This window comes from Pseudomonas reactans (assembly GCF_013387025.1).
Lineage (GTDB): Bacteria > Pseudomonadota > Gammaproteobacteria > Pseudomonadales > Pseudomonadaceae > Aquipseudomonas > Aquipseudomonas reactans.
This window is the reverse complement of the sequence record NZ_JACAQP010000007.1, coordinates 108,141-127,164: the sequence shown is the minus strand read 5'-3', so window position 1 is coordinate 127,164 and position 19,024 is coordinate 108,141. Positions and strand designations below refer to the sequence as shown.

The following is a 19,024-nucleotide window of genomic DNA, read 5'->3' as shown; positions in this document are numbered from 1 at the left end:
CTTACAATTTCTGGAAGACCGGACTCAACCGGCCACTGATGCAATACAGAATCACCGACAGGGCCAGCAAGCCGATGATGATCATGATGTCGCGGATCGAAGCCGCCGCCACCAGCGTCACCAACAGATAACCCGCGCCCAGTACCGCAACCAACGCCGGCAGCGGCCACAGCGGCATGCGATAGGGATGCTCGCGATCACGCAGCAGCACCCGGCTCATCAACGCACTCAACGCCACCACCAGGTACACCAACATGATCAGCAACACGCTGAACGAGGTCAGGTCGGCCAGGTTCGAGCTGAAACTCAACAATGCTGAAGGAATCGCCAGGAACAGCGTAGCCAACCAGGGCGAATCCCAGCGTGGGTGAATACGCGTAAACAGTTTGTTGATGCTTGGTGTCCACAGCGCATCACGGCCGCTGCTGAACACCACGCGACCAATCTGGATCACGATGGCAACAATCGCATTGAACACCGACAGGAAGATTCCGGCGCTAACCAGGCGCGACAGGGTTTCATTGCCATGGCTGGTCAACAGATAACCGATGGGGTCCGGGCTGCTGATCATCTCACTGAGCGATGGCGCACCGATCAACAATGCCGTGATCGGCACCAGTTCGATGATTACCACCAGCCCCAGGGACCACAGCACCGCCTTGTGCACGCCTTTGCCGCCGCATTTCATGTCTTCGGCCAGCAACACGGCTGGGCCATAGCCGTTGTAGGAAAACAGGCCGATGCCCACCGCGCCGATCACCAGGGCCCAGGGTGCCAGGTGCAGCACGCCGTTTTCGACGATCTGCGGCTGGAACAGCACGCTGGCCGGCTGTACCGGATTGCCGAAGCCGATCACTACGATCACCAGCAACGCCGCCACTTCAAGCAGCAGGCAGGTGCCGGTGATCCAGGCATTCAGCTTGATATTGAGGATGCCCAGGGCGTAACTGCACACCACGATTACCAGGGCGACGGTCTGAGAGTCGAACTTCGTGCCCAAGGCGTTATTCAGATAAGTCGCCGCGCCTGTGGCGAGCACCGGCGGGATAAACAGCAACATCACCAGCACGGTCAGGAACGTCGCATAGCCCGCCATGCCACCAAACACGCGCTTGGCGTACACATACTCGCCCCCGGCGCTGTTGTGGGCGCGGCCCAGTTCGGCGTAACAGAAGGCAAACATCAGAGCGAGCAGGCCGGCCATTACAAACGCCAGGAATACGCCGCTGCCAGCTTGCTGGATGGCAAATGGGGCGATCACGAATACGGAACTGGCCGGCGTCACCGCCGACACGGTAATGGCGACCACATCGAAGACACTCAAGGTGGGTTTCAGCACGCCGTCGGGCGTGGGGGAAGTGCTCATATCGTTATCCTCTGTCGTTGTTCTTGGTGTGAGGCAGAAACGAAAAATCTGATCATCGCGGGATATGTTTCCCGCTGAATGATGAGGACAATAAACACGACGTTCATGTCAGCCAATTCCCCTATTGGCGTACTCCCCTTGACGCCACCCGGTAAAAGCCGAACCCTTGGCCGATCTTTTGCGGTGGGAGCCTGTCATATGAGCCTGTTTCGAGAAGTCGGCATGCACGCCGGCCTGGGCCGCACCGTCGCGCACATCGGCACCGAGCGTTTCTGGAAACAGCTGGTGTTGTTGTTGCATCAGTGCCTGCCGTTCGATAACGCCCTGGCGATCTTCTACCCATTGGAGGGGCCGCCACAGGCCCTGGAAGAATACGACGCCCAGCCCAGTAGCAAGCCGGCGTCGATGCTGGTGTACCTCAACGGGCTGTATTTGCTCGACCCGTTTTTCCAGGCCTGTCGCGAGGGTTATGCCAGCGGCGTGTACCGCCTGGAGGAAGTGGCGCCGGATCATTTTCGCCAGAGTGAGTACTTCCTCAATTACTTCCACGACAACGTGCTGGAAGACGAGGTGCAGTTCATCCTGCAATTGCCGGGCGCGGGGACGTTGTCGCTGTCGCTGGGCATGCAGCGGCGTTTCAGCTTCGAGGAGACCGGGCTGATGACCACCGTGGCTGCCTGGGTGTTACCGCTGATGCAACAGCACTGGCAGCAAAGCACCCAGCGTGCGCCGGCGATGGACAGTCAGATCAGGGATGCATTGAGCCAGTTCGGTTGCGGCGTACTTTCGGACCGCGAATTGGAAATCGCCCGATTGGTGTTGCGCGGTTTTTCGTCCAAGGCCATGGCTGAGCGGCTGAACATCTCGCCGGATACGGTGAAGGTGCATCGTCGGCATTTGTACGCGAAGCTGGATATCTCGTCACAGCCGGAGCTGTTTTCGTTGTTTATCCAGTCGCTGGGGCATGACCTGGAACACCCCTGAGCCGTGTATGGGCTGCTGTGGCGAGCGGGCGTGGTGAGCGGGCTTACTGTGGCGAGCGGGCTTGCCCCGCGTTGGGCTGCGAAGCGGCCCCAATAAGACCACAGCGGTTACTCAGATAAACCGTGGCGTTTGGTTTTGGGGCTGCTGCGCAGCCCAACGCGGGGCAAGCCCGCTCGCCACAACAAACCCACTCCCCCCAGTAAGCCCACTCCCCCCTTCAGCGTCCCGTGCGAATGGTGTTCCACACGCGCGTACGCACCCGGTCGATATTCAACGGCATCGCTTCCAACGCAAACAACTTGCCCATCATTTCCGGGCTCGGATAGACCTTGGTGTCAGACTTGATGGCTGGGTCTACCAGACTGTCGGCGGCTTGGTTGCCGTTGGCGTAGTGCACGTAGTTGGTGATGCTGGCCATCACTTCTGGGCGCAACAGGTAGTTCATGAAGGCATACCCGGCTTTTTCATCCGGTGCGTCGGCCGGCATGGCGACCATGTCGAACCAGATCGCGGCGCCTTCCTTGGGGATGTTGTATCCGATGTTCACGCCGTTTTTGGCTTCCTTGGCACGGCTTTCCGCCTGCAGGATGTCGCCGGAGAAGCCCACCGCCACGCAGATGTCGCCGTTGGCCAGGTCTGCGGTGTATTTCGAGGAGTGGAAGTACGCGACGTAAGGACGCACTTTCATCAGCAAGTCTTCAGCCTTCTTGTAGTCCTCAGGCTTCTTGCTGTGGTGCGGCAAGCCCAGGTAGTTCAGCGCAGCCGGCAGCAGCTCCGGGCCGTTGTCCAGAATCGCCACGCCGCACTTCTGCAGCTTGGCCATGTTCTCCGGCTTGAAGATCAGGTCCCAGGAGTCGACCGGTGCGTTGTCGCCCAGTACCGCCTTGACCTTGTCGATGTTGTAGCCGATACCGGTGCTGCCCCACAGGTACGGGAAACCATGGGCATTGCCCGGATCGTTGTTTTCCAGGGCCTTGAGCAGCACCGGGTTGAGGTTCTTCCAGTTGGGCAACTGACTCTTGTCGAGCTTCTTCAGCGCGCCGCCCTGGATCTGCCGGGCCATGAAGTGGTTGGACGGAAACACCACGTCATAACCGGATTTACCGGTCATCAACTTGCCGTCGAGGGTTTCGTTGCTGTCGTACACGTCGTAGGTGAAACCAATGCCGGTTTCTTTCTGGAAGTTCTTGGTGGTGTCCGGCGCAATGTAGTCCGACCAATTGTAGATTTTCACCGTCTCGGCGGCCTGGCCGATAGAGGCCACCAACATCAAGGGCAACAGGGCAAAGGCTTTCATGGTTCGATTTCCTGGCGGTTTTAGGGCTGTTTTTATGGCAGGCGATCAAGGATCAAAGCGTTACAGGATCAATACGTAGGTCTTGCGCACGGTTTCCTGGATGTCCCAGATGCCGGTGCTGTTGGCCGGCAACATCAGTGCATCACCGGCTTGTATGTGGACGATTTCACCGTTGTCTGGGGTGAAGGTGCAGCGGCCCTGGATAAAGTGGCAAAACTCCTGGGATTTGATCTGTCGACGCCAGACACCTGGGGTGCACTCCCAGATGCCCGTTTCGACGCCATCGTTGCGTTCGACGCTGAGGGTCGAGGCCACGGCGATGGGCTCACCCAGCGGCACGGCGACGGGCGACGAGTCCGGCAGGTGGGCGTTCAGCGTGTCTTTGAATTGCGTGATGCTCATGGGATTTTCCCGTGTGAGTGAAACGACTTAGTGCATGAAACCTTCCATGAACCCGGCCACGCCGGTCGCCAGCTTGCGGCGCCAAGGGGCGGTGTTGGGGTTGGCCAACACCTGGTCTTCATGGACGAAACTGCGAATGATCGCGTTGTAGCCCAGCCAGCGGCAGGGCTCGGGCTCCCAGGGCTTGAGCGCGTCCAGGCCGCGCTCGCGGATCACCCAGGGTTGATGGGTCAATGGCGTGTCGCGGCCCAGGATCAGGTCGGCCAGGGTACGGCCCCCCAGGTTGGTGGCGCCGACGCCCTCCCCGCCATAGCCACCGGAGAGTGCGATGCCGGTCTTGTGGTCGCACAGCATGTGCGGTCGGAAATTGCGCGACATGCCCAGGTTTCCGCCCCATGAATGGGTAATCTTCACGTGCTTGAGCTGTGGGAAAAGCTCACCGAACAGGTAGCGACGCAGCTCCACTTCGCTGTCAGTCAGATCGAAGTTGTGGCGCAGTTTCCCGGCGAACTGGTAGCCACCACGGGCACCGAACACCAGGCGGTTGTCCGCTGAACGCTGGCCGTAGGTCACCTGGCGACTGCTTTCGCCGAAGGCTTGGCCGTGGTTCAGGCCGATTTCATCCCAGGTACTGGCCGGCAACGGCTCGGTGGCGACGATCAGGCTTTGCACCGGCAGTTGATAACGGCCCAGGGGCGGCAAGGTGTTGGCGTAGCCCTCCACTGCCGGCACTACCCAAGCGGCACGAACACCGGCTTTCGCCGTGCGTAGACCACCGGATTGCCAATGGGTCACTGGGCTGTTTTCGTAGATCGCCACGCCCATGCTTTCCACGACGCGCGCCAGGCCGCGCACCAACTTGGCAGGGTTGATGGTCGCCACGTGCGGCGCATAGATACCGCCATAAGGCTTGGCGATGCGAATCTGTTCGGCCAGTTGCTGTGGGCTGAGCCAGCGATAGTCAGCTTCGGTCAGGCCTTGGGCGTAGAGCTTGTCCAGGTAACTGCGCAGGCTGCCCTCCTGCTCGGGGTAACGCGCGGCGCAGTAAAGCGCGCCGCCCTTGCGGTAGTCGCAGTCGATGCCTTCACGCGCCAGCACTTGGGCCACTTCATCGGGAATGGCGTGCAGCAGGTCAAACGAGGCGCGGCGTTGTTCGGGGTTCAGGCCGGCCAACAGGCGGTCCTCGCCCAGCAGGTTGCCCATCAGCCAGCCGCCGTTGCGGCCGGAGGCGCCGAAGCCGGCGGTTTGCGCTTCGATGATCGCGATGTTCAGTTCGGGCGCCTGGCGTTTCAGGTAATACGCGGTCCACAGCCCGGTATAACCGGCGCCGATGATGGCCACGTTGACGTCCAGGTCATGTTCCAGCGACGGCCGCGCATGCAGCGGGTCATCCAACTGGTCCATCCATAAGCTGATGTTGCGCCATGCCGGCATGCCGGGTTCCCCTACCTCGCTTTGATAGGGTGGATCCTAGAGCGCAGTGTCAGGGGCTGTCTTGCGCGCGTGCACGCAGGGAAATTTGTTTGACGTAGGCCTTGGGTGACTGCCCTGTGTGCTGTCGGAACGCACTGTAGAACGCCGAGAGCGAGTTGAAGCCGGCGGCAAATGCCAGGTCATCGACCTTTATCGGCGGCAAGGCCTTATCCAGTGCGGCCAGCAAGTGGTGAAGCCTGGCCTGGTTGACGTAGCGATAGAAGCTTTGCCCCAGCACCTGGTTCAGCAAATAGGAAATCTGATTGCGACTGTAACCACACTCCTTGGCCACCCGTTGCAGGTCCAGTTCCGGGTCCAGGTAAGGCTGCTTGCGTTCAAAATATTGCTGCAAGTCATTGGCCATATGCCCCAATTGCTGGGGTGACAAGCCCAAGCGGCTGACCGAAGGCCGCGCGGCCTGGACGGGTTGCTCGTGCACCAGGGAGGCGTATTCATTGACCCGCCAAATCAGCCCGTCGCGCACCGTGATGGCTTCACTGGTGCGAAATGACACCAAACCGTGGCCGCCACGCAAGGTGATGCGGTACTGGATGAAGGCCGTATCGCCATCGGCGCGGATGCGATCGCTGTGCTCAATGGCTTCATCGGCCTCGCGCGGCATGCTGGCTTGCAGGTAATCACGCAGCTCGGCGTAACCGACGACACGGTTCTGGAAAAAGTCGTGGTACTGGATGTCCGGATGGTAGTAGGACATAACGCCCTCCAGGTCCCGATGGCGCCAACACAGGTGGTGGCGCAGCACCAACTCGCGGGTGGCGTGGGATTGCTGAGGCTCATCGTCTTGGGCGATGTCGGGCATGGAGGGCTCTGCGGCGGGTAAACCTTGGAGATTGCCGAATTTTATCGGGGTCTTCAATGGCGAATTGGCACTTCTGACTAATGGCCTATTGCCCAACCTTTAGTAGGACATGACCTACATCAAACTTATGAAAGACAACCGCCGAACGGGGCTCAAAAAGTCACCTTGCGTTTGCGAACGGGTGCTATTTTTAAGCTCTTCGACGCCATGACCATTGAAGGTCCTGGCCCCTGCCGCGAGCTAAAGGAAGCGCTCAATGAACAAGGTGGGCAACATGAACAAAGTGACGTTCCCCAACGCCTGCCAGCTGATGCGCTGGCATTTTCACCCGATGGGTTTCGAGGGCAACATGGATGCGCCTGGCAGTATGATCGCCCGATTGTTCGACCGAGCCAGTGGCGAAACGCTGATCGCCATCGCCGGCATTCCCTGCGCCACCGTGATGAATGCCGCCGATGTGGAGCGCATTATTGAGGCGGTAGAGGATGAGCTGGAGTCGTTTGTGCCACCGGTGTCACTAAGGGCCTGACCCAAACCCATCAAGCAATGAGTTTTCAATGTGGGAGCCCGCTCCCACATTGGGTCCGGCGCGCCTTCAACTGCGTTGATCATCAAAGAAGGCTTTCTTGCCATCCACCCGCTCCGACGCCTTCGGCACATTCAGGGCCTGGCCTTCGGGCTTTTCCACGTACCAATAGCAATGGCTCACCGCCCGGGTAATGCCCACATAGGCCAGGCGCAACACTTCGTCTTTTTGCGCATTGTCGTAGGGCTCGCTGTCGCCAGCCTTACCCAGGCCTGCCATCCGGTACACCTGGTTTTTATACGGCGAGCTAGTGACATGCTGGCAATCTCCAAGCAGAAACACGGCGTCAGCCTGCAGGCCTTTGGCACTGTGATAGGTCAATTGTTTCAGCCTGCGCGCCTGGGGCGGCAAGCTAGAATCCACATTAACTACCGATTGAATATGCTCTTGAATCAGTAACTTATCGCTACCTTTTCGATAAAGCATCAAGATCGAATCACCCTTCTGATAATGCTCCGACAACCGTCGCCCCAATGCCGCATCGTCCCGCTCCAGCACCGCGACTGGTACCAACGCCTTGGGCGCGCCACTGGCCTTGGCTTTCTTGCCAGCAATCGCAGGCGCGGCGCGCACGATGTGCTCGGCCGCATCGATGATGTGCTGGTGGCTGCGGTAGTTCTCGCCCAACATCACGCGGGTGGTCGATGGCGATGGGAACTCCTTGTCGAATTCCATGAAGTACTTGGGCGAACTGCCGCGCCAGCCATAGATCGACTGCCAGTCATCCCCCACACACAACAGCGATGAGCGCTGGGCGCCGCGCCCCACATGCATGGCCGGACCACGGCTGCGGATCTCGCGCAGACTGGCGCGGATCCACGAGACGATCTGCGGCGAAACGTCCTGGAACTCGTCGATCATCAGGTGCGACAAGGGGCGCAGCAGCGGATCGCTGAGCAGCTTGAGGTTTTCCGGGGTGTTTTCGCCAAACAGCGAGAACATCCGGTTATAGGTCATGATCGGTGGCGATTGGTCCAGCAGGTGATCTTCCAGGGCTTTCCAGAAGATGCTCAGGGCTTCGAAGAAGAAACGGTCCGGGTCATCCTTGGCAAAGCTCATCTGCCCGACAGCGGTAGGCACGTCCAGGCCGAGGTTTTCGATGAATCCGGCGGCCATCACGAAACTGTCCAGCAGCGGCGCTGATGCCAACTCGCCTTTGACCTTGTAATCAAAGCCGGGGCCGGCCGTAGCATCACCGGCCAAACTGCTTAGCAAGCGCTTAGATGACTCGTAGCTATCTAGCCATATCAATGGCTTACGACAGAAAGCTTGAAACAAGGTGCGCTTTACCGCCCATTCTGCGCGTACCGACAGCTTTGAGTGAGGTCGGCTGGTCTGCGCGTTTTCCCGCGAGTCGAAGCCCAGTACCACCCAGGCGTCCAGTTCGGGAATGTAGCCATGACAGTGAAATTGCGCGCCGTTGATTTCCACGGTCTGGCGGCTGGGTTCAATCCCTTTGATCGGCCACGCGCCCGCGCGAAACCACAGGTCCTCGATCACATCGCAGAGTTCTTCATCACGCTTGGCAGCCAGCTCGGTCACGGCCACCCTTTTTTGCACATCCGGGTGATCGCGCTCCATCTCCTTGAGCTGCAGCCCGTGCCGCGCCAGCGGCGCAATCAGCTCACGGAAACGCGGATGCTGCCCCAGCAGCCGGTGGTAGCAGGCATTCATCTGCTGACGTTGGGCGTCGTTGATACGCAGGTCGAAGGGGTTACTGTCGGCGTCTTCAAAACCAGCATTCAGGTTCTCGAACGCTTGCAGGCGCTCAAAGCCCGGCAGGCTGCGCACCATGGGCAGGATGCGCGAGTGAAACGTACGCACCACGGCTTGCGCTTCTTTCATACCAAGGGGTTGGCCCCAGAGGTTGAGAATTTCCATGAGCTTGTTGATGAAGTCCTTGCGCGACTCTCGGGTGAAGGTCACCACCGTCATCGAGCTCAGCTCAAAGCCCAGGTAATGGGTGAGCAGCAAAATGCGCAGTACCAGCGACGTGGATTTGCCGGCCCCGGCCCCCGCGATCACTGAGGTCGAGGGTGTCTCGCTGAAAATCATCTTCCATTGCGCCGCGCTCGGCTGGGCATGAGCTGGCAGCAATCGCGCGACATCGACCTTGATGCGTTTCTTCAGCTCGGCGGTAAGCGGCAGGCGCCAATCATCGAACAGGCTGTCATCAACCCCCGGCGCACGGTGTTCATCCGGACGGAAGTCACGAATCAACAGCACCTGGCGACCTTCTTCGATGCCATCCGCCTTGCCTTCGCGATAGCCATACTCCACACCCGCCTCATGCCCACTGCGAAAACCGTCAGCCTGCCCGTGCAACCAGGAAAACCGATGCTGGGCGCGCAAACGGGTCAGGCCATGACCAAACAGGCGCGCAGCCAGGCGTTTGAATAACGGCATTTCAGCCAAAGGGCGCAGTTCGGGAGGAAGATCAGGCTTTTGTTGCGACACGCGGACTCCTGCGATGAGCTTGGATCAGACAAGTGCGCCATGGTCGCCGGAATCGTCGCTCAGTTCCAGCCAATTGCTTTGCCATCATGCAGTTAGACGATGAACTGAAAGTCAAAACGCCACCAATCAATCTAATAGACTGATAGGAATCAGGCAGTTTTTACGCTTTTTATCGATCATGAGCTGCAGGATCATAGGGCCATTCACAGGAGACGATCATGCTTGAACTTCGACCTTTCAACTCCCTGGGCGGCGCCCATCATGGCTGGCTTGACGCTCATCACCACTTTTCGTTTGCCGAGTACCACGACCCCAAGCGCATGCACTGGGGCAACCTGCGGGTATGGAACGACGACATCATCGCGCCGGGCACGGGTTTTCCGCAGCACCCGCATCGCGATATGGAGATCATCACCTATGTGCGTGAAGGCGCGATCAGCCATGCCGACAACCTTGGCAACAAGGGCCGCACTGAGGCGGGTGATGTGCAAGTGATGAGCGCAGGCACTGGGATCGCCCACAGCGAGTACAACCTGGAAGACATGCCGACCAAGATTTTCCAAATCTGGATCATTCCGAACGAGGCAGGTTTACCGCCTTCCTGGGGCGCCAAGCCGTTCCCCAAGGGTGATCGCGAAGGTTTTGTGACGCTGGCGAGTGGCAAGGCTGGGGACACCGAGAGCCTGCGCATTCGTGCAGATGCACGGCTGGTAGCGGCGAACCTGAAAGCTGGGGAAAGTGCCGAGTACCGGCTGGACAGCGGGCGTCGGGCTTATCTGGTGCCGGCGACTGGCGTCATTGAAGTCAACGGCTTGCGTGCACAAGCTCGAGATGGTGTAGCGATTGAAGATGAGCAGGTGTTGCGGGTGACGGCGGTTGAAGACAGCGAGATCGTCTTGGTTGACCTCGCTTGACTGTGTAGGAGCCCGGCAAGCCGGGCTCCTACAATGGGTTACTGGCTGATAGCAGCGTCTACCAGCACCTGCGCCTCTTCCACCAATTGCTTGAGGTGATCCTCACCGATAAAGCTCTCGGCGTAAATCTTGTAAATATCCTCGGTGCCCGATGGCCGTGCGGCGAACCAACCGCTTTCAGTCATCACTTTCAGCCCGCCGATCGCCTGGTTGTTGCCCGGCGCGTGACTGAGAATCTGCTGGATGCTTTCCCCGGCCAATTCAGTGGAGGTCACCTGGTCCGGCGACAACTTGCCCAGCAAGGCTTTCTGCGCCGGAGTGGCCTTGGCATCCACACGAATCGCAAACGGCTCGCCCAGGGCATCCGTCAGGCCGCGGTAGATCTGGCTTGGGTCCTGGCCTTTGCGCGAAGTCATTTCTGCAGCCAGCAGCGCCGGGATCAGGCCATCCTTGTCAGTACTCCAAACAGTGCCGTCCTTGCGCAGGAACGAAGCACCGGCGCTTTCTTCGCCGCCAAAGCCCAACGAGCCTTCGAACAGGCCATCGGCAAACCATTTGAAGCCTACCGGCACTTCGTACAGACGACGGCCAATGCGTGCGGCGACGCGATCGATCAAGCCACTGCTGACCACGGTCTTGCCCACGGCAGCGTCCGCGCGCCAGTCAGGACGGTTCTGGAACAGGTAGTCGATGGACACCGCCAGATAGTTGTTCGGCGCCAGCAGGCCACCGGACGGGGTGACGATGCCGTGGCGGTCGTGGTCCGGGTCGCAGGCGAAGGCCACGTCGAAACGCTCTTTGAGACCGATCAGGCCTTGCATGGCGTAGCTGGAGGACGGATCCATACGGATCTGGCCGTCCCAGTCAACACTCATGAAGCGGAACGTGGAGTCGACCTCAGTGTTCACCACCTCCAGGTTCAGGCGGTAATGCTCGGCAATTGCCGACCAGTAGCGTACCCCTGCTCCGCCCAGCGGATCCACGCCCAGCCGCAGGTCGGCGCTGCGAATGGCGTCCATGTCGATCACGTTGACCAGGTCAGCCACATAGCTGTTGAGGTAGTCATGGCGATGAGTGGTATCGGCCTTGAGGGCCTGGGCGTGGCTGATGCGCTTGACCCCGGCCAGTTGGTTGGCCAGCAGTTCGTTGGCCTTGGCTTCGATCCACTTGGTTACGTGGGTATCAGCCGGGCCGCCATTGGGTGGGTTGTACTTGTAGCCGCCACTCTGCGGCGGGTTGTGCGACGGCGTAATGACGATGCCGTCGGCCAGGCCACTGGTGCGGCCACGGTTGTAGCAGATGATGGCGTGGGAAATCGCAGGTGTCGGCGTGTATTCGTCGCCTTCGGCCAACATCACATGCACACCATTGGCGGCCAGTACTTCCAGGGCGCTTGCACCGGCAGGCGTCGACAGCGCGTGGGTGTCCAGGCCGACGAACAGCGGGCCGTTGATGCCTTGGGCTTCACGATACAAACAAATGGCCTGGCTGATGGCGAGTACGTGCCATTCGTTGAAGCTCAGTTCAAACGAGCTGCCACGGTGCCCAGAGGTACCGAACGCCACGCGCTGGGTGGAGATTGCTGCATCAGGCTGGCCCGTGTAATAGGCCGTGACCAGTCGCGGGATATCCACCAGCAACTGGGCTGGCGCCGGCTTGCCCGCAAAAGGACTGATTGTCATGCATAAACCTCGGAAAGAAAGATTCGGGATAAAACGGCAGTTTACTGAGAGTTGGACTACTGCGCGACGTTATCGATCCTACAACGGCAAGAGAAACTTCATACACTCATCCCGTCTGCGCCTGATGCAGCGCTTCACCTAGCGCCGCCAGGACACTGTCCAGGTCCTGTTGCCCCTGAAAAGTGTGGCTCAGCCGCAAATACTGCTGATGCAGGCCGCTGACACTGAACAGTTCGCCAGGAGCAATCACCACTTGCCGGGCAAGCAGGCGCTGGAACACCTGGCGCATATCCACTGTTCTTGTGGAGCCCAACCAGAACGCTGCACCGGCAGCGGGTGCACGATAGGCCATTTGGTCTCCCAGATGCCGGTCCAGGCGCTCGCACATTTCGTCCGCCCGCTGGCGTAACTGCAGGCGCAGCCCATGCAGGTGCTGATCGATTCGTCCGCTGTGATAAAGGCGCGCAATGGCGCGCTGGCGGATCGGTGACAGACGAAACGAGCGCAACAGGAAATGGCGCTGCAGTTCGCTGCTCATACGCCGGGACAGCAGATAGCCATAGGGCGCTTCCGAACCCAGCACTTTCTCGAAAGAGGAAAACACTATCAGTCGTTCAGGGTTCACCAGCTCCCGCAGTGCGGCCTGCGGCTCGTCGAAACCCAACTCGCCAAAGGTGTCGTTTTCCAGCAGCCAGCAACCGTATTGGTCCAGCATTTGTGCTATGGCCAGGCGATCCTGAAGCGGCATGGAAACCCCGGCCGGGACGCTGACCCTTGAAGACAGTAACACCAGATGCACCGATTCGGTGCCCAATAACTGGTCAAGGTTCACCAGATCCAGGCGCCCCTCCGCTGTCCAGGGCAGCTCAAGAATACGCACGCCGGCATCCTGAAGCAGGCGCAGGACCAACCAATCGCAAGGCGATTCCACAATCACCGACCTCCCCCTCAGGCCCAAAACTTCGATGAGGATGTCCAGTACACTGCGCAAATCGGCACCGATGTAGACATCATCGGCCTGCCAGCAGCGAGTAGGCGACGACGTGTAACGCGCCGCTAGCGCTGCGCGCAGCTCCCAGACACCGCAAGGCTGGGTCCAGGGCTGCAGATACCGCGGATACTGGCGGACCAGCTCACGCTCCAGGCGCAACAGGGTGCCATCCAGTGAAGCCAGCAGCGCGGGCTCATCCCCGCTGAGCACCACCATCCCTGGACTGCGTGCCGCTGCGTAGAGCCGATCCAGCAGATCACCGCTGGCACCTGCCAGCGGATTTGCGGAGAGTGGCCAGGCGTAATAGCCCGATTTAGCCACCGAATAGACCCTGCCCTCTTTTTCAAGCAACGAGTAGGCATACTGGACCGTCGAGATCGACACCTTCAAGCGCCCCGCCAATTGCCGCAGGGAAGGCAGTTTTACCCGTGCGTCGGTACTGACCTCGTTGATCAGGTTGATCATGTAGCGATAGACCGCCTGATACGCGAAATCCGCCTGCCGTTCGCCGCGCAGTGTCATCGCCCGGACAATTGACAGGCTTGCGCACTGTCATAGGCCACGGCGCCAGCACTGCGCCGTTCGCCACTCGTGTAGCTCAGCGGGCGTTTGCGATAAAGGTGTTGCAACAAAGGCATGGGTAAACCGCTGGTATCGGTGAGCCACTGTTGCAACATGTCGGCGGACAGCTTGCCCTGCAGGACTTTGTGCAGTTCCGGCAAGGCCACCAGCATGCCCGGATGGCATTGTCGCAAATAGCCTTCCAGCCGTTCACCATGATGGATAAACGGGGAAAACAGCAGGCAAATCAATTGAGTCTCGTCCAGCCCAAAGAACTGCTGGGCATAGGTGCTCGACAGGGTGCGGCTTTCACGGGTTCCCATCTGTTCGAACACGGCCTCGGGCACGCAGCGTGTGGCCTGTCGGATAAAATCTTGCACGCCTTGCTCATAATCCAGATCCCGCAGGCATTGGGCCTGCAGCCCCCGCAGATGGGCCATCAGCAGCGGGTTGGAATAGGCGGGATGACTGAAGTGAAAACCCTGCGGGTCGGGCGCGACAGCCATGAAAGCGTTGAGCATGGATGAGGATGGCAGGTCTACGTCGTCCAGCAAGTCGGCGATACCGATGTAGGCCAAGTGACGATGGCTGGCCTTGCTGGGGTTTTGACTGGCTACATACTGGTCTCCGTATACATCGCGGTAACAACCGGTACTCAATTCGTCCATGCGTGCGAACAGTCCGGTGAGCGACGACGGCCAATTCTCCGGTATCGCGATACCCGCACCGCGTGCTGTGTTCTTGAGCCAGGCGAGTAGCTGAGTCTGCTTGCGTGGTGAGTCACCGCTGACCAGCGCATGCACCCCGCCGTTCCAGGAGGTGACGCGCTGGTAGAAGTCCCCAAGCGCCAGGTAGGTATCACTGCACAACGTGGCGCGGCAGTCACCGGAACTCAGGTGACCGACCATTAACATGTTGCGCTGGCTGATTTCTCGTCCAAGAGTAGACGCGGGTCGCAAGTGGTTGAACGGTTTCACTTCCTGGTTTTCCACCATCAGCAACTCAACCCTTGGATCATCGTGTAGAAACAGACGCCCATAACCCTGATTGAGATCGTCGAGCATGCTTTCGGTCATTCCGGCATGCCGCAATGTCGCGACCCGCAAATGAAAGGTTCGTGGGGCTCGTCCAGCGATGGTCAATTGAGCAGCCCGCAACAAGGCCAACGTGTAGCTACTCACTTTGCCGCCGCCATGGGCCACCAGCACTTTGTAATCCCCCACTTGCTCCATGCCGCCTGCCGCCACCACGATCCGCTGGACCAATAACTGGAGTGCCGTTCGCTCTTCACGAGCAAAGTGCCCGATCAAGCGCTGTAAAACTTGCTGATAAACATAAGTCATAGCCTGTTCGTGAATAGTGCTCATCATTCTATTACCTGAGTTTGGATATCAGTTTCAAGCAACTGTTGGCAGTATTTGCTCGACCTATTGCGCCTGTAAGAAATTCGCGTGCAGCCCCGTACGCCAATGACTAAACATTAGCACCACGAAACAAAACGACATCAGTTGCATCGTATTAGGCTCACGTCCTGAAAACGCAAAAAACCCAGTATTTACTGGCTTCTGGCAACCAGGATCACGCCCATAGGATGTTTCTGACAAACTCTTACACGCATCTGATCGACCACTTAAGGAAGGTTCTTACAAATGCCTTCGACCAACTTTCAAACTTATTGTATTGAGACTTTCCGGGAGCACCTGCATTTCCCTGGCGCCCTGCGCTGACCGCGCAATCAGTTTTAACTACTCGCAATAGCGGTATCGGATATTCAATCATTGCTCAGTCCTTGAGATGAAAGTGACGGCGCAATTATCAGCGCTGGAATAATGATTAATAGATACAGAACCCTGCCGAAAACCAGTGCAGATGAATAACAGCAGGCCTATAAGTCACGCGCACACAAAGACGCCGCACTGAAATTCAGGGCGGCGTCAGGGAAAAGATCAGGTTTTAGGGGGGTAACACGCCAATCTGGCAGCGGGTGGGCAGTACCCTTGCTGCCCTGTCAAATGGCGCTTTTGTCCCATGCGACAAGTATAAAAAATGCTCTATTTGAGAATATTCCTACACTCTAAACAGCTTCAACCTGCAATGCGACGCGCTCGCGGCACGGGCATTCGTCCATATAGCGATGCGCTTCCACGAACTGATTGAACGGAAACACCGTTGTTTTGAGCGGTACCAGCACACGGTCGGCGGTCAGTTGGTTGATATCCCGGAGCGCCCGCTGCAAGGCGACCTGGTCCTGGATAATGCCCAGCTCAGGCTTGCCGGTGAAATTGCCGATACAGTGCACAAAGAACTGAATGTTCTTTTGAAACGCTGCACAGGCCGGGAACGGTGTCTGGTTGCCGCCCTGCAAGCCGTACAGCACCAGGCTGCCACGCGGCGCGAGCACATCACCGAGCAGCGACATCTGCGGGCCGCCCAAACCGTCGAACACCACGTCAACTCCACGGTTGTCAGTGAACTTGTTGATTTGCATCAGCAGGTCCTGCTCCTCGGTGACGATGACCTTTTCCGCCCCCAAGGACAGCAGGTATTCACGTTCTTCACTGTCCTTGGTGGCCGCAATCACCCGTACACCCAGGGCTTTGCCCAGCTGCACAAAGGACGGGCCGGCGCAGTGGCTCGCGTCCGTCACCAAGGCAAATTGCCCAGGTTTGACCCGCGCCAGATCCACGTACGCAAAGTAGGCAATCAGCAACGGCGTGTAGTGCACGCTGGCCTCGATAGGGCTCAAGACATCCGGATAACGGGTCAGAGCCGAACGGGGCAGGACGATCTGTTCGCCATACACCGGGTAATCATTGGGACTCTCGGCCGGAAAACTGGCCACCTTATCACCCACTGCCAAATCATCCACGCCATCGCCTACAGCGACCACCACACCGGCCATTTCATGGCCAAGGCCGGACGGCAAGCGTGCATGGGAAGACGCCAGGTTCTGGCGCCACAGAATGTCATACCAGCTGATGCCAATCGCTTCGACACGCACCTGCACTTCGCCCGGTGCGGGCTGCGCGGCTGCATGCTCTTCGCATTTGAGCACCTCGGCCGGACCAAACTTGTGAAAACGGATCGTGCGGGACATCGCAAACCTCGTCAAAGTAACCTCTAATGCCATGAACTCTATCTGGGCTTTCCGGGTAAGACCACCGGTCGCCATTAATAGTCGACATGCCTGTCATTGATTCCGCATGTGAGGAATAGACCTCAGCTATCGTAGGAAAACTCAATTATCCTGTGCAGAGTACCAGCCTTTCCCCGTAAGATTCATGCCGGTCATTGTTTACATATGGCCGCTCTCGTCAAGTTTGCTGACTCTTCCAGGACACAAGATGAACCGTAACGACCTGCGTCGTGTCGACCTTAACCTCTTGATCGTATTCGAAACCTTGATGCATGAGCGCAGCGTGACCCGTGCCGCCGAGAAATTGTTCCTCGGCCAGCCGGCCATCAGCGCGGCATTGTCACGCCTGCGCGGGCTGTTTGATGACCCGCTGTTCGTGCGCACCGGCCGCAGCATGGAGCCATCGGCCCGGGCGGTGGAAATCTTCGCCCTGCTCTCCCCGGCCCTGGACTCCATTTCCACCGCCGTCAGCCGCGCCGCCGAGTTCGACCCGGCCACCAGCACCGCCGTATTCCGCATTGGCCTGTCCGATGATGTTGAATTCGCGCTGCTGCCCCAACTGCTCAAACGCCTGCGTGCCGAAGCCCCTGGGATTGTGCTGGTGGTGCGTCGCGTCAACTACATCCTGATGCCGGGCCTGCTGGCTTCCGGCGAAATTTCCATCGGCGTCAGCTACACCGCCGACCTTCCGGCCAACGCCAAGCGCAAAGTACTGCGCCGCAGCCTGCCGAAACTGCTGCGCGCCGACAGCGTTCCGGGCTCCCTGAGCCTTGACGACTTCTGCGCCCGCCCCCATGCGCTGGTGTCGTTTGCCGGTGACTTGAGCGGGTTTATTGACGAAGAACTGGAAAAACTCGACCGCAAACGCCACGTGGTACTGGCCGTGCCGCAGTTCAACGGCTTGGGCACTTTGCTGGCAGGCACGGATATTCTGGCGACCGTGCCGGACTATGCGGCCGAGGCGCTGACCTCGGCGGGTGGCTTGCGTGCGGAGGATCCACCGTTGCCGGTGCGCAGCTTTGAGCTGCATATGGCGTGGCGCGGGTCGCAGGATAATGATCCGGGAGAACGGTGGTTGCGGTCGAGAATCCAGATGTTTTTCGGCGACCCCGACAGCCTCTAGTAAATGCTTGGCCTCAGCTCCATGCCGCCCCCACCTGTGCGTCCAACGAAATCAGAGCGCTTAGGCACATCTTCGTTTACGACGCATTAATACCCAGTGATTTGCTCCTCCCGCCGTGCTTGAGCGTCGACGGGTTGATTCCGAACTGCTTACGAAACGCCGTCGCAAAATGACTGGCATTGGCGTAGCCCAGGTCCGAGGCGATGCGCATCACGGATTCATCGCCGCTCATCAAGCGGCTGCGTGCCTGGATCATGCGTGCTTGCTGGAATACGCCGTAGACACTGTTAAAAAACAGTTGCCGAAACCCGCGCGTCAGCTTGGGTTGGCTCAACCCGGACTCACGCGCCAACTCAGACAGGCTCGGCGCCTTGCCCAGGTCTTCAAGCAGACGCTCACGGGCACGCACCAGCCGTTGGCGGTCGGTGTTGCTGACGCGGCAGGTGCATTCGGCGTCCTGGCGTACTTCCAGGAACAAGCTCACCAGTGTAACGCTCTGCCCGTAAAGCCATAGGTTGCTGCGCGGCTGGGCCGTTGTCAGGTCAGCACCTTGGTCCATGGCGGCGCCTAGCAGGTGCGCAGTCGCGCTCATTTCGCCACTGCGGTGACCATCGAGAAAGCAATGGTCACACGCCAGCGCTTTGTTCAGCCGCGGGTCGAGTTTCAGCTCCCATTGCTCAAGCACTTCAGGACGAATCATCACGGTGATGTTATCGATCTCGCCGTGCTGGTGGTAAAGACCGTGGCGGCAACGACCAAAGCTGATGCTGCCCGCGCCCTCGTCAATCGCATAGCGCCGTTGCCGACGCCCCTCTTGAAAGCTGCACGAGGCCTTGCCCTTGAGCAGGTTGGTGAAGCTGAAATGGATGCAGTCGCTGTCGTCCTGCAAGGGTAATTCTATTGGCTGATCGAAGGTGCTTTGCCACCGTACGATGTCCAGCCCGTCCTGCAGCGACACGCGGGTGACGCGACAGTGCGCCCCTGGCCCGAGGTCGCATCCATATCCTCCCGTAATGATTCGCGAGACCGGCATCGGCTCCCCTGCGCCTCCTTGAACGGCTGACATCGTAAATCTCCTGGCTGACCGGATACGGCTCGAATCAGATCACATCGGGGTGGAAGTGCGCAATTGATAATTATTAGCATCTGGCGCGCTGCACAGGCTCCGCCAAATCGCCGCTGCCACCCCGCAACGCGCGCCGATCAGAATCCTCAGTCAAGGTCCCATCATG

The 19,024-nt window shown here is 59.1% G+C and carries 15 protein-coding genes; 4 read left to right on the top strand and 11 right to left on the bottom strand.

The window, feature by feature from the left end; genetic code table 11:
- Position 1: 1 nt before the first annotated feature.
- Positions 2-1,366, bottom strand: coding sequence for an APC family permease (locus HX793_RS09625; protein WP_038850497.1), 1,365 nt, complete (start codon positions 1,364-1,366; stop codon positions 2-4).
- A 198-nt stretch (positions 1,367-1,564) separates the two neighbouring features.
- Between HX793_RS09625 and HX793_RS09620 the strand changes: the two genes are divergently transcribed.
- Positions 1,565-2,350, top strand: a complete 786-nt coding sequence (locus HX793_RS09620) for a helix-turn-helix transcriptional regulator (RefSeq protein ID WP_016977576.1) — start codon at positions 1,565-1,567, stop codon at positions 2,348-2,350.
- A gap of 217 nt (positions 2,351-2,567) precedes the next feature.
- Here HX793_RS09620 and HX793_RS09615 read toward each other — a convergent pair whose 3' ends face one another.
- From HX793_RS09615 to HX793_RS09600, 4 genes are read right to left on the bottom strand one after another with little or no spacing between them, the layout of a single operon-like run.
- A complete protein-coding gene (locus HX793_RS09615) occupies positions 2,568-3,647 on the bottom strand; it encodes a polyamine ABC transporter substrate-binding protein (RefSeq protein WP_177096285.1) in 1,080 nt (359 codons plus the stop codon).
- Positions 3,648-3,707: 60 nt separating this feature from the next.
- On the bottom strand, positions 3,708-4,049 hold the full coding sequence (locus tag HX793_RS09610) for a cupin domain-containing protein (protein WP_016975816.1): 342 nt from the start codon (positions 4,047-4,049) through the stop codon (positions 3,708-3,710).
- Positions 4,050-4,076: 27 nt separating this feature from the next.
- Positions 4,077-5,483, bottom strand: a complete 1,407-nt coding sequence (locus HX793_RS09605; protein WP_177096287.1) for an NAD(P)/FAD-dependent oxidoreductase — start codon at positions 5,481-5,483, stop codon at positions 4,077-4,079.
- A 49-nt stretch (positions 5,484-5,532) separates the two neighbouring features.
- Positions 5,533-6,342 carry a helix-turn-helix transcriptional regulator gene (locus tag HX793_RS09600; RefSeq protein WP_016975814.1) on the bottom strand — a complete coding sequence of 270 codons (810 nt, stop codon included), beginning with the start codon at positions 6,340-6,342 and terminating at the stop codon, positions 5,533-5,535.
- 256 nt (positions 6,343-6,598) lie between these two features.
- Here HX793_RS09600 and HX793_RS09595 point away from each other — a divergent pair, with 256 nt between their 5' ends.
- On the top strand, positions 6,599-6,871 hold the full coding sequence (locus HX793_RS09595) for a DUF1652 domain-containing protein (protein WP_177049427.1): 273 nt from the start codon (positions 6,599-6,601) through the stop codon (positions 6,869-6,871).
- A 66-nt stretch (positions 6,872-6,937) separates the two neighbouring features.
- Here the strand turns inward: HX793_RS09595 and HX793_RS09590 are convergent, their stop codons facing one another.
- A complete protein-coding gene (locus tag HX793_RS09590) occupies positions 6,938-9,385 on the bottom strand; it encodes a UvrD-helicase domain-containing protein (protein WP_177096289.1) in 2,448 nt (815 codons plus the stop codon).
- A gap of 218 nt (positions 9,386-9,603) precedes the next feature.
- Here HX793_RS09590 and HX793_RS09585 point away from each other — a divergent pair, with 218 nt between their 5' ends.
- Positions 9,604-10,299 carry a pirin family protein gene (locus HX793_RS09585; RefSeq protein WP_095016183.1) on the top strand — a complete coding sequence of 232 codons (696 nt, stop codon included), beginning with the start codon at positions 9,604-9,606 and terminating at the stop codon, positions 10,297-10,299.
- A 38-nt stretch (positions 10,300-10,337) separates the two neighbouring features.
- Here HX793_RS09585 and pgm read toward each other — a convergent pair whose 3' ends face one another.
- The 4 genes from pgm to HX793_RS09565 form a co-directional block, all read right to left on the bottom strand.
- The gene (pgm, locus tag HX793_RS09580) at positions 10,338-11,981 is read right to left on the bottom strand and encodes a phosphoglucomutase (alpha-D-glucose-1,6-bisphosphate-dependent) (RefSeq protein WP_177096291.1); all 1,644 of its coding nucleotides are present in this window, start codon (positions 11,979-11,981) and stop codon (positions 10,338-10,340) included.
- 106 nt (positions 11,982-12,087) lie between these two features.
- On the bottom strand, positions 12,088-13,494 hold the full coding sequence (locus HX793_RS09575; RefSeq protein WP_177096294.1) for an aminotransferase-like domain-containing protein: 1,407 nt from the start codon (positions 13,492-13,494) through the stop codon (positions 12,088-12,090).
- Positions 13,491-14,900, bottom strand: a complete 1,410-nt coding sequence (locus tag HX793_RS09570; protein ID WP_177096296.1) for a hypothetical protein — start codon at positions 14,898-14,900, stop codon at positions 13,491-13,493. The genes HX793_RS09575 and HX793_RS09570 overlap by 4 nt, the downstream gene beginning before the upstream one ends.
- Positions 14,901-15,607: 707 nt before the next feature.
- Complete coding sequence (locus HX793_RS09565) at positions 15,608-16,630, bottom strand: zinc-dependent alcohol dehydrogenase family protein (RefSeq protein WP_016975808.1); 1,023 nt, start codon at positions 16,628-16,630, stop codon at positions 15,608-15,610.
- A 247-nt stretch (positions 16,631-16,877) separates the two neighbouring features.
- Between HX793_RS09565 and HX793_RS09560 the strand changes: the two genes are divergently transcribed.
- Positions 16,878-17,792 carry a LysR family transcriptional regulator gene (locus tag HX793_RS09560; RefSeq protein ID WP_028616088.1) on the top strand — a complete coding sequence of 305 codons (915 nt, stop codon included), beginning with the start codon at positions 16,878-16,880 and terminating at the stop codon, positions 17,790-17,792.
- Between the two features lie 76 nt (positions 17,793-17,868).
- Here the strand turns inward: HX793_RS09560 and HX793_RS09555 are convergent, their stop codons facing one another.
- Positions 17,869-18,858 (bottom strand): helix-turn-helix domain-containing protein, encoded by a 990-nt coding sequence (locus HX793_RS09555; protein WP_256354477.1) that lies wholly within the window; start codon positions 18,856-18,858, stop codon positions 17,869-17,871.
- Positions 18,859-19,024: the final 166 nt, after the last annotated feature.

Bases quoted from the DNA above. Each gene is read 5' to 3' on its own strand.
- HX793_RS09625 (WP_038850497.1), bottom strand. From the start codon at position 1,366: ATGAGCACTTCCCCCACGCCCGACGGCGTGCTGAAACCCACCTTGAGT.
- HX793_RS09620 (WP_016977576.1), top strand. From the start codon at position 1,565: ATGAGCCTGTTTCGAGAAGTCGGCATGCACGCCGGCCTGGGCCGCACC.
- HX793_RS09615 (WP_177096285.1), bottom strand. From the start codon at position 3,647: ATGAAAGCCTTTGCCCTGTTGCCCTTGATGTTGGTGGCCTCTATCGGC.
- HX793_RS09610 (WP_016975816.1), bottom strand. From the start codon at position 4,049: ATGAGCATCACGCAATTCAAAGACACGCTGAACGCCCACCTGCCGGAC.
- HX793_RS09605 (WP_177096287.1), bottom strand. From the start codon at position 5,483: ATGCCGGCATGGCGCAACATCAGCTTATGGATGGACCAGTTGGATGAC.
- HX793_RS09600 (WP_016975814.1), bottom strand. From the start codon at position 6,342: ATGCCCGACATCGCCCAAGACGATGAGCCTCAGCAATCCCACGCCACC.
- HX793_RS09595 (WP_177049427.1), top strand. From the start codon at position 6,599: ATGAACAAGGTGGGCAACATGAACAAAGTGACGTTCCCCAACGCCTGC.
- HX793_RS09585 (WP_095016183.1), top strand. From the start codon at position 9,604: ATGCTTGAACTTCGACCTTTCAACTCCCTGGGCGGCGCCCATCATGGC.
- pgm (WP_177096291.1), bottom strand. From the start codon at position 11,981: ATGACAATCAGTCCTTTTGCGGGCAAGCCGGCGCCAGCCCAGTTGCTG.
- HX793_RS09575 (WP_177096294.1), bottom strand. From the start codon at position 13,494: ATGACACTGCGCGGCGAACGGCAGGCGGATTTCGCGTATCAGGCGGTC.
- HX793_RS09570 (WP_177096296.1), bottom strand. From the start codon at position 14,900: ATGAGCACTATTCACGAACAGGCTATGACTTATGTTTATCAGCAAGTT.
- HX793_RS09565 (WP_016975808.1), bottom strand. From the start codon at position 16,630: ATGTCCCGCACGATCCGTTTTCACAAGTTTGGTCCGGCCGAGGTGCTC.
- HX793_RS09560 (WP_028616088.1), top strand. From the start codon at position 16,878: ATGAACCGTAACGACCTGCGTCGTGTCGACCTTAACCTCTTGATCGTA.
- HX793_RS09555 (WP_256354477.1), bottom strand. From the start codon at position 18,858: ATGTCAGCCGTTCAAGGAGGCGCAGGGGAGCCGATGCCGGTCTCGCGA.